This window comes from Bacteroidales bacterium, from assembly GCA_014860585.1.
Lineage (GTDB): Bacteria > Bacteroidota > Bacteroidia > Bacteroidales > 4484-276 > RZYY01.
The window spans coordinates 1-2,567 of record JACZJL010000084.1 but is presented as its reverse complement, the minus strand read 5'-3'; the positions used below and the strand labels follow the sequence as shown (position 1 = coordinate 2,567).

The 2,567-nt window shown below is 43.4% G+C and carries 4 protein-coding genes; all 4 read right to left on the bottom strand.

All coding sequences use genetic code 11. The features are described from left to right. Nucleotides 1–996, bottom strand: a 996-nt coding sequence (gene crtI, locus IH598_08360; GenBank protein MBE0638518.1) for a phytoene desaturase, incomplete at its 3' end; no start/stop codon positions are given. Then, entirely contained in the window at nucleotides 993–1,451 is a 459-nt protein-coding gene (locus tag IH598_08355) for a phosphate-starvation-inducible PsiE family protein (protein ID MBE0638517.1), read from the bottom strand. The genes crtI and IH598_08355, both read right to left, overlap by 4 nt. 6 nt (nucleotides 1,452–1,457) lie before the next feature. Beyond that, entirely contained in the window at nucleotides 1,458–1,736 is a 279-nt protein-coding gene (locus tag IH598_08350) for a hypothetical protein (protein MBE0638516.1), read from the bottom strand. A 76-nt stretch (nucleotides 1,737–1,812) separates the two neighbouring features. Next, a partial coding sequence (locus tag IH598_08345) for a DUF1295 domain-containing protein (GenBank protein MBE0638515.1) occupies nucleotides 1,813–2,567 on the bottom strand: 755 nt, incomplete at its 5' end.

Genomic DNA, 2,567 nt, shown 5'->3' with positions numbered 1-2,567 from the left:
AAATTCCTCATCAAAAAGCAAGGTGTGATGTTGGAATTTATCGAGTTTCTTATCCAGCCCAACATACCAGAGCAGCGAAGCAGGCGACATCACCCTTGAGTCCCAGTATTTTTTTGAGTACTTCCGGTATTGTTCCGGGAGCAATTCCTGTTCGATGTGATGGTAATCGCCCGTTCCCACCACGTAATCCGATGGGTGTGTTTTGCCACCGGCGATGGTTTCCGTTATTCTTGAATTGTTAAATGTAAACCCCTCAACAGGAGCATCGTATACGAATTTCACCCCTTTTTCCTCAGCCAGGCTCACCATTGCTTCCACAACCTTGAACATACCACCTTTGGGGTACCAGGTGCCCAGCTTAATGTCGCCATAGTTCATCAGGCTGTAAAGTGCTGGAGTTTTTTTTCCTGTGCCACCCAGAAAAAGAATAGGGAATTCAAGCATCTGGAGCAGACGAGGGTTCGAAAAATATTTCCGCGTGTAGTTGTGGAAAGGGGTAAACATGTGCAGTTTCATTGCTGCTTTGAGTAATCTTGCATCGGCATATTCTAAGAAGGAGAGGCTGGGCTTGTTCACAAAGTCCTTCATGGCTACTTCGTATTTGTATTCCGCCTCAGCCAGGAATTTCCGCAACTTTACCCCTGCCCCGGTTTCGATGGACTCGAAAAGCCGGTACATTCCTTCGATGTCTGCCGGAAGGTCAATGATATCATTTTTCCCAAAGAAAATTCTGTATGAAGGATCAAGCCTCATCAGTTCGTAATAGTCGGAAACTTTTTTTCCAAAAGAATTAAAATAGGACTCAAACACATCGGGCATCCAATACCAGCTTGGCCCCATGTCAAAGGTGAAGCCGTTGGCGCTGAACTTACGGGCGCGGCCACCCGGAGTTGAATTCTTTTCAATTACGGTGACATCAAAACCTTTGTCAGCAAGACTTGTGGCTGCTGAGAGACCGGAAAAGCCGGCGCCGATGACAATTACTTTCTTTTTCATTCGTGATTATGGGTTTGGGGAGTGTGAATCGAAGGTGTTTTTGTTTCGCAATACTGATGAATTGCGCGCCTGATGAAAAAGTATCCGACTGCCAATGCGATGATCAGCAAACCGATACCTATGAATTCAAGACCTGAATACTTGTCATAATCAAGGACAATCACTTTGCGGGCAATTGCAATGATGGCAACCAACATGACTACTTCAACATGCACTACATTGTCTTTGAGGAATGTCCTGATTGTTTCGAGTAACTCGAGGCCGATAAGCACTACCAGGAAGCTGTCGAAAATCTGCATCAGCCCCCTGGGAGTAATCAGATAGGTGGGCGATTCAAGAAAACTCAGGAAAACTGTGTAGCCTAAATTTAGTGTTGCAACCAGTAACATTAACGTCATCAGCCCTATCAGGGTCAGCACAATAATCCGCTCGGCTTGATGAATAATATTTAGCATGATTATTTATTTGTAAGTTTGATATAAAATGAAGAGAATCAGATAGATGAAAAGATAAATCCGGTAAAAATTACGCATTTTCAAATACTGGGGACTGTCGGGATAGACGTTCCCAAACAGCGCTTTGATCTCGTCAATAAAAACAGGTTTGATATTAATGATCCAACTGTCGGTTTGGTAAACGATTTTTCGAAACCTGCTGCGATAAAAGGTCAGGGGGAGTCCCCAGATAACGAAAAGCAGCAGCCACACACTGATGGTAAGATTGAATACTTCAAATTTCATTTCACACTAATTTTCAGATACTAACATCACAATGAATCGTTTTGTTTAATTTTTATCTGATAAATTAAGACAAAAGTTAAACAGATTTTTTTGGGAACCACGGAATAAAAGCGCTGGTTTTGTTGATGTAGTCTATGTATTCGGGCTTTTTATCTTTCAGCGAGCGTTCGAGAAGTGCAACACCTGAAATTTTAATGATGAGTGCAGTCATCAGGATTGATCCAAGAACTGCAAGGTAGCATCCTGCAGCAATGGAAAACAGTCCGTACCCCCACCAAACCGCAGAATCGCCAAAGTAATTGGGATGCCGCGTGTACTTCCAGAATCCCTTATTCAGCACTTTTCCTTTGTTTATAGGATTGGCTTTAAACCTGGCCAGTTGAAAATCTCCTCCGGCTTCAAACATAAACCCAACGATCCAGACAATAATTGCTAACCAATCGAATAGATTTATGTTTCCACCGGCGCCAAAATGCATTGCTCCAAGCAACGGCGCGGAAATGAGCCACAGCAAAAACCCCTGCAGGAGGAATACCTGGAAGAAACTGAACCACCAATAGCGAAGCTCTCCAAAGTTTTTTCTGAATTCCTTGTACCGGAAATCCTCTCCTTTGCCCCAGTTGCGCCAGAAGAGGTAAATTGAAAGCCGTAAGCCCCAGATGGCAACAAGAATCATTATAATAACCGACCTGGCAGAAATTTCATCCACCTGAAGGAAATAAAACGCTGACACAACAACAAAGCCCAATCCCCAGAAAGGATCCACTATGCTGGCATTTTTCAGGAATACGCTGGCAATCCACACTGAGGTCATAAGAATCATAATTACAA